The sequence below is a fragment of the Amycolatopsis sp. NPDC004772 genome (genome assembly GCF_053601215.1).
Window position 1 is genome coordinate 157,702 of sequence record NZ_JBSGBK010000010.1, and the last position, 6,691, is coordinate 164,392.

The following is a 6,691-nucleotide window of genomic DNA, read 5'->3' on the forward strand; positions in this document are numbered from 1 at the left end:
GGTGAGCAGGTGATGCCTGCTGCGACGAGTGAGAGGTGATCACATGAGCCAGGGCGACGCCCCGGTCGGGCGATCGGTGAAGACGGCGGCGGCCGGCGTACGGGACCTCGCCGCGGAGGCCGCGCGGGTCGGGGCGGCGGCAGCCGCGCGAGCGGTCGAAATCACCGATCGGAAGCTGGCCGAAGGCAAGGACGAGCTCGCGAAGGTCGGCCGGGCGGCGACCAAGGACCTCGACAAGAGCACCCGGTCGTCCCGCCGCGACGTGCTGGCCAATTCCGGCGCGGCCCGCGACGAGGTGCTGGCCCGCGCGGTCAAGCTGCGCGACCCGGGCCGCAAAGCGGCCCAAGCGGTGGCGACGGTGGTGAGTTCGGCGGGCGAGTCCGGTCGCAAGCGCCGCAAGGCGGTGGCGACGGCGAAGCGTGATTTGGCGGTGGCGCTGCAGGAGGCCAAGAGCGTGGCCCGAGGGGAGCGCTCGAAGCGAGCCCGCTGGCCGTGGCTGGTGGCGCTGGGGGCGGTGGCGGCGGCCATCGTGGCGGTCGTCCAGATCCGGCGGCCGAACCCGCTCGCCGAGGCGGAGAAGAACGCTTCGGAGGGATCGACGGCGGACAAGGCGACGCCTGCTACGCCGGCTTCGCAGCCGTCGGACAAGCCTTCGGCGGCTTCGGCTCCGGCTCCGACTGCGGCTTCGACCCCGGCCAAGCCGGCTTCGGCTGCGCCGGCGGCTCCGGCTCCGGCCAAGCCTGCGACCCCGGCTCCGGCCAAGCCGGCGTCGACCGAGAAGCCGGCACAGCAGGCGGCCAAGGCCGCCGACGGTGCGAACGGCCGAGCCCCCGCGGCCCGCGGCCAGAACAAGGCCCACTAAGCCGGGAGCCGGTGCCCGCGCCCGAGGTGATCACGGGCGCGGGCACCGGCCTGCCCGCGAACGGCGGGGGTGTGGTGAGCTCGGGAACGGCGGGGGTGTGGTGAGCCGGGGAACGGCGGGGGTGCGGAGACCTGTCCGCGAGGTCGGGTGCCGTTGCCCGGCGCGAATGGTCGCAGCCGCGGCCAAGGCCCGCAGCCATCCGCCACCGGCCGCTCCCACCGCGGCGGAAAGCGCTTACACTCGCCACCAGCCGAGCGGGGAGGTCGTCGATGGGGTGGCAGTTCGCGGTGAGCACGCTGGGCCTGCCCGGCATCCCCCTCCGCGAAGCGGCGCGCACCGCGAAAGCCCACCACTGCGCCGGCCTCGAATTGCGCGTCCACCCCGACGAAGAAGTCCACTTGGGACTCTCCGCCTCCTCCCTCGACTCCGTCCGATCCCTCCTCGACGGCGAAAACCTCGCCATCTCCTGCCTGGCCGGCTACGCGAAAGTCGCCGCTCCCGGACCTGACCGGCCCGTCATCGACGAGCTCAAAGCCCTCATCACCCTCGCCCACCGCCTCGGCGCCCCGCAAATCCGGGTGTTCCCCGGTGGGGACGGAACTGCCGAACCCCGCATCGCCGCCGTCCTCGATGATCTCCGGGATGCCCGGGTGAAGCTGCTCGTCGAAACCCACGATTCGCACCCCACCGGGGCCGCCGCCCGGACGCTCGTCGACGGGTTCGGTGCGCCCGATCTCGCCGCCGTCCTCTGGGATGCCGTTCACCCCTGGCGGGCCGGCGAACGCCCCGCCGTCACCAAAACCGTGCTCGGTCCCTACCTCGGCTACTTCCAGGTCAAGGACGTGCAGAGCCGCGAAGCACCCACCCCCGTCCCACCGGGGGAGGGGGCCGTTCCGCTCGGTGAATGCGGTGATCTGCTGCGTTCGTGGTCCGGCTGGGTGTCACTCGAATGGGAAAAGGCCTGGTACCCCGACCTCCCGGCGGTCGACGGCCCGTTGCGCGCCGCCAGGAGCTGGTTCGATCGGTACGTCACGCCGTCCGGATGATCGTCCTGCCGCGCGTGCCGAACGCCGCCGGGGCTTCCACCAGCGGGCGTACCGTGTCGATCCGGGGGCGGAGGCGGCCCTCACGGACGCGCTGGGCCAGGTCCGCGAGGCGGGCCCGGTCCGGTTCCACGACGAAGAAGATGCCCGGCCCGCGCGGCGGCTCGGCCACCGTCACCAGGGTGCCGCCGTCGCGCACCAGGGCCGCCGACCGGTCCAGGACCTCGCCTCCGAGGACGTCGAGGACCAGGTCCACCTGGCCGATGTCCGGCGAAAGCGGGTCGAAGTAGGCCTCCGCGCCCAGGCCGAGCACCGTGTCCCGGTCGGCCTCGCGGCCGGTGCCGAGCACCCGCGCGCCCGCCTCGCGCGCCAGCTGGACCGCCAGCGAGCCGACGCTGCCGGCCGCGCCGTGAACCAGGACGGTCCGGCCCGCCGTGAGGCGCCCGTGGTCGAACAGCGCCTGCCACGCCGTCAGCCCGGAGATCGGCAGGGCGGCGGCCGTGACGTGGTCGACGTCGGCCGGCAGCGGCGCGAGGTTGCGCGCCTCCACCGCCGTGTACTCGGCCAAGGAGCCGTTGCGGGCCCAGTCGGCCATGCCGAAGACGCGCTGGCCGACGGTCAGGCCCGTGGTGCCGTAGCCCAGTTCCGCGACGACGCCGGACAGCTCGTGGCCGGGGACGCTCGGCGCCCGGTCGCGGCCCGCGCGGTCGGTCCAGGTGGCCGGCCAGGTCAGCTCGCCGGGGGTGAACCCGGCCGCGTGCACCCGGACGACGACGTCGTTCTCGGCGGCGTGCGGGTAGGGCAGTTCGGTGAGGGCCGGTTCGGCGGTGCGATCGGCGACGGTGACGGCTTGCACTTCAGTTCCCTTCGAGCGGGTTGCGGGCCATGCGGGTGGCGAGGTCGTTCTTCATCGCGGCCGCGGCCGAGCTCTCCGGCTTGCGGGCCGCCTGGTCGCCGAAGCAGCGGAGGAACTCCGCCACCAGGTCCAGCCGCGGGTAGCGGTCGAGCACCTCCGCGCGGAAGCCGGCGGGCAGATCCGCGACGTCGCGCCCGGCGATGTCGGCCGCCGCGGCCCTCGACAGGAGGAACCCTTCCGGGTCTTCGGCCGGGTCGACCTCCGCGTGCATGTGCCGGACGATCACCTCCGCCAGCCGCGCCCGGCGCGCGGGCGGCCAGCCGGCGCCGGCGGCGAACACCCAGGCCACGTGCCCGCCGGCCACCTCGAACGGCACGGTGTGGCTGTCGAACTCCGCCGCGAGCCCGGCGTCGTGCAGCATCGCCGCGACGAACAGCAGCTCGGCGTCGAATGCGACGTGGTGGACGTCGCCGAGCGCGACGGCCCAGGCGTAGACCCGCATCGAATGGTTCAGCAGGGACGGCGACGAATAGGCCGTCGCGACCTCGATGGCGTGCCCGCAGTCCGGGCCGCCCGGCAGGGTGAGTTCCATATCCCGAGCTTCCGCCTTGCGTTACGACCAGGGGCTGTAACGTATCTAACGCCGGAAACCGGGCCGCGGGGACGTCCCGCGGCCCGGGCCGGTCAGCGTCCGGAGAAGTTCACGTCACTGCAGAAGTAGTACGACTGGTCGAGGTGGCTCGCCTGCCAGATGGTGTAGACGACGTGCCGCCCCGTCCGGGAGCCGGCGTTCACCGCGACCTGGTACTGCCCGGCGGGCGCGAGCTTGCCCGTCTGGGCGACCAGTTCGAGGTTGCCCCAGCCGAGCGGCTGGGTCGCCGGGTTGAAGCCCTGCTTGGTGATGTACACCAGCAGGTAGTCGGCCCCGTGCCGGGCCTGGTCGGTGATGGTGAGGGTGAACCGGTTATCCTTGTCGGCCGTCTGCCACGCGCCGACCGTGTCGAGCGCGTTGTACCGGGGCGCCTGCGTGCGGCCGCCGCTGCACAGCGTCCCGTCGGGGATGGCGCCCTGGTGGTTGCCCTTGACGCCTTCGCGGTAGAGCCCGTTCCAGTTCCACATCGCGTTCGGGTCGGCCTGCCAGGCCTGCCAGCACATCGGGTCCTTCGTCGCCATCGCGGGGTTCTGGAAGTCGCTGCCCCAGCGGTTCCAGCAGCCGTAGTTGCGCGACGGCGGGTCGGTGGCCGAGCCGTGCGCGTCGGCGACGCCGGTGAACACGCCGCCCAGCAGCACGGCGGCGAAGGCCGTCACCACCAGGGAGAGCAGAGTTTTGCGTCGGGGAACCACGCTGTCCTCCTTCGTCGGGGCCGGATTCGGGAGCGCTCCCAAGCTCGTGCCGGCCGACCATACGCGGCCACGTCCGCGCCCGGCCAGCGCGTGATCTCGGGAAAGCGTGGTGAGACAGCGCTTTCCGGCACGCAGGCGAACTGAACGGTCACTGAACGGCGGAAGGCCGCGAGGTCCGGGCCGCCCGATCGGTCCCGGGCCCGGGGACGCCCGGTGAGTCACGGGGCGGCCGGCTGCTCCGGGCGGGTGTATCCGGAAAAAATGTCACGGGAACCCGGGGTCCTTTGAGGACTGGCCGTGGCCGACTGGTTCGCCGAGCTGCACCGGAACCGGGCGGGTGGCCGTGAACCGCGGTCACAACGTCAGGAATTCGCCTCGCTGCAGCAGCTGCACCCGCGTTTTCGGGCGCCGCAGGCGGCGCGCGTGCCGCCCAGGTGCACGACGGCGAGGTCGAGGTCGGGGAAGTGCGTGCGGATGGTCCGCAGCTCGTCGTGGATCACCGTGTCGCCGCTGAGGTAGATGCGCAGCGGCTCGGCCTCCGGCGTCGCGCGGTACTCCAGGACGCTGCCCATCACTGGCGGCAGCACCCGCTGCATCGGGCCCGGCGCGTGCCGGGCGGGCACCGACGTCACCGTCAGCCGCGCGCCGGCGTCCGAGAAGGTCTCCGCCGTCCACGTCGGGAGCGGGAGCGGTGCGTGGAAACCGCGGCGCAGCAGGCGAGTCGCCGCGTGCTCGGTGGTCAGGATCGGGGTGTCGCGGGGGAGTTCGCGGGACGCGATCCGGTCGAAGTGGTCGCCGTGCAGGTGGGACAGGATGACCGCGGTCAGCGGTGGGAGGTCGGCGGGCTGCAGCGCGGGTTCGGTGCGGCGCCGGGAAAACAGGCCCTGGCCGAAGGAGGACCACTGGCCGCGGTGGAGGAAGTTCGGGTCGGTGAGCAGGGTGAACGGGCCCAGCCGGAGCACCGTGGTCGCCGTGCCGACGAACATCAGCGAGTCGCCGGCGGGCGGGTCGAACGGGGACATCGCCGTCCTTTCGCGGGAGGTGGGGCGCGGCCGGGCGGCCGCGCCCCGCGGCCTCAGCTCTGCGAGCGCACGTTCTCCCGGGCTTCCTGGGCGCGATCGGTGACGTCGCCGGTCGCCGACCGCGCTTCGTCCTTCACCGTGGACGCCGCGTCGGAGGCTTCCGACTTCACCGACTCGGCCGCCTGCTGGACCGGTTCGCGCAGGTTTTCCTTCAGCTCCTCGGCCGCGTGCTGGGCGACCGGGGCGACGTGCTCGCGGGCGAGGTCGGTCGCCTGACCGGCCAGCCGGCGCTCCGGCTCGCTCGCCGGCAGCAACGACGACACGAGCCAGCCGGCACCGAAGGCGATCAGGCCGGCGGCCAGCGGATTGCCCTGCGTGCCGCGCCGGATCGACTGCGGTGCCTCGCCGACGGCGTCGGCGGCCGAACTCACCTTGTCCCCGGCCGCCGAGGCGACCGAGCCGGCCTTGTCACCCACCGTCGACGCGTGGTCGGACGCCGTGCCCATGACGCGGTCCCGGGCATTGCCGACCGCCGTCCGCACCCGGCCGATCCGGCGTTCGACGATCCGGCCCGGGGTCACCTTTTCGGTGAGGGCGTTCACGTCGGTGCTGAGATGGCGTTGCGTACTCTCGATTTCGCGGCGGATCCGCTCCGGTTCGGTCATGGTCGTTCGCCTTTCAGTGCGTCGGGAACCTGCTGCAGGGTCTCGACGGTGCGTTCGGGTTTCGGGTTGACGCGGCGGACTTCACGCCGTCCCGTCGCGTAGAGCACGGCGCCGGCGATCGCCCACACGACCGCGACGATCAGCGCGGCCCAGCCGGAATCCATGACGTTCGCCAGGCCCTGCCACAGGGCGATGGAGAGGAACAGGACGACGAGGTAGCCGGCGAACCCGGCGCCGCCGAGCATCCCGGCGCCCTTCGCGGCCTTGCCCGCCTCGGCCTTGACTTCGGCCTTGGCCAGCTCGACTTCCTGCCGCACCAGGGTGGAGAGGTCCTTCATGACGTTGGACATCAGCTCGCCGACCGAGGCATCGGCGACATCGACGGGTTCACCGGCGCGGGGCATGGGGCCAGGCCCGGGCCCGGGTGCTCGGGTCATCACGGCACCTGCCCCGGCGCGGAGAAGCGAGGGCTCGGCTGGGGCAGGCCTTCCGGCGGCGTGGGCGCGCCGGGCCCGCCGGGACGGCCCGGCTGGGGAAGGTCGCCTGCGGGCGGCGCGGCGTGGCTGCCGGGGGTTGCGCCCGGCTGCGATGCGGTGTGGCCGCCGAGATGGCTCGGCTGGGGGAGGTCGCCCGTGGGCTCCGACGCGGTGTGGCCTCCAGGTGCTGCGCCCGGCTGCAAGAAGTCGCCCGCAGGCTGCGATGCGCTGTGCCCACCGGGTTGCGAGAGGTCGCCTGCCTCCTGCGGTGCGGCAAACCCGCCCGGCTGCGAGAAATCACCTGCCGGGGGCGCGGTGTGCCCGCCAGGGACTGCGCCCGGCTGGGGCAGGCCTTCCGGCGGCGTGGGCGCGCCGGGCCCGCCGGGACGGCCCGGCTGGGGAAGGTCGCCTGCGGGCGGCGCG

General features: G+C 73.5%; 7 protein-coding genes and 1 pseudogene. 2 read left to right on the plus strand and 6 right to left on the minus strand.

Annotation, left to right across the window (positions count from 1 at the left end; genetic code table 11):
• Window positions 1-43 precede the first annotated feature (43 nt).
• Both ACWEF6_RS09440 and ACWEF6_RS09445 read left to right on the plus strand, forming a co-directional pair.
• Entirely contained in the window at window positions 44-862 is an 819-nt protein-coding gene (locus tag ACWEF6_RS09440; RefSeq protein WP_449682462.1) for a hypothetical protein, read from the plus strand.
• A 269-nt stretch (window positions 863-1,131) separates the two neighbouring features.
• Window positions 1,132-1,908: a sugar phosphate isomerase/epimerase family protein gene (locus tag ACWEF6_RS09445; RefSeq protein WP_449682463.1), complete on the plus strand. Its 777-nt coding sequence runs from the start codon at window positions 1,132-1,134 to the stop codon at window positions 1,906-1,908.
• Here ACWEF6_RS09445 and ACWEF6_RS09450 read toward each other — a convergent pair.
• From ACWEF6_RS09450 to ACWEF6_RS09475, 6 genes and pseudogenes are all read right to left on the minus strand, one after another.
• A complete protein-coding gene (locus tag ACWEF6_RS09450; protein ID WP_449682464.1) occupies window positions 1,892-2,761 on the minus strand; it encodes an NADP-dependent oxidoreductase in 870 nt (289 codons plus the stop codon). The two genes, ACWEF6_RS09445 and ACWEF6_RS09450, sit on opposite strands and share 17 nt — an antisense overlap.
• A 1-nt stretch (window position 2,762) precedes the next feature.
• Window positions 2,763-3,353 (minus strand): HD domain-containing protein, encoded by a 591-nt coding sequence (locus ACWEF6_RS09455; protein ID WP_449682465.1) that lies wholly within the window; start codon window positions 3,351-3,353, stop codon window positions 2,763-2,765.
• A 92-nt stretch (window positions 3,354-3,445) separates the two neighbouring features.
• Window positions 3,446-4,105, minus strand: a complete 660-nt coding sequence (locus tag ACWEF6_RS09460) for a lytic polysaccharide monooxygenase auxiliary activity family 9 protein (protein ID WP_449682466.1) — start codon at window positions 4,103-4,105, stop codon at window positions 3,446-3,448.
• A 419-nt stretch (window positions 4,106-4,524) separates the two neighbouring features.
• Window positions 4,525-5,127 (minus strand): annotated as a pseudogene (locus tag ACWEF6_RS09465) (MBL fold metallo-hydrolase); the annotation flags it as partial.
• Window positions 5,128-5,180: 53 nt separating this feature from the next.
• A complete protein-coding gene (locus tag ACWEF6_RS09470; RefSeq protein WP_449682467.1) occupies window positions 5,181-5,792 on the minus strand; it encodes a DUF3618 domain-containing protein in 612 nt (203 codons plus the stop codon).
• Window positions 5,789-6,196, minus strand: a complete 408-nt coding sequence (locus tag ACWEF6_RS09475) for a phage holin family protein (RefSeq protein ID WP_449682468.1) — start codon at window positions 6,194-6,196, stop codon at window positions 5,789-5,791. Before ACWEF6_RS09475 ends, ACWEF6_RS09470 begins: the two co-directional genes overlap by 4 nt.
• Window positions 6,197-6,691 lie beyond the last annotated feature (495 nt).

Coding starts and splice junctions, on each gene's coding strand:
- ACWEF6_RS09440 (WP_449682462.1), top strand. CDS start 44: ATGAGCCAGGGCGACGCCCCGGTCGGGCGATCGGTGAAGACGGCGGCG.
- ACWEF6_RS09445 (WP_449682463.1), top strand. CDS start 1,132: ATGGGGTGGCAGTTCGCGGTGAGCACGCTGGGCCTGCCCGGCATCCCC.
- ACWEF6_RS09455 (WP_449682465.1), bottom strand. CDS start 3,353: ATGGAACTCACCCTGCCGGGCGGCCCGGACTGCGGGCACGCCATCGAG.
- ACWEF6_RS09470 (WP_449682467.1), bottom strand. CDS start 5,792: ATGACCGAACCGGAGCGGATCCGCCGCGAAATCGAGAGTACGCAACGC.
- ACWEF6_RS09475 (WP_449682468.1), bottom strand. CDS start 6,196: ATGCCCCGCGCCGGTGAACCCGTCGATGTCGCCGATGCCTCGGTCGGC.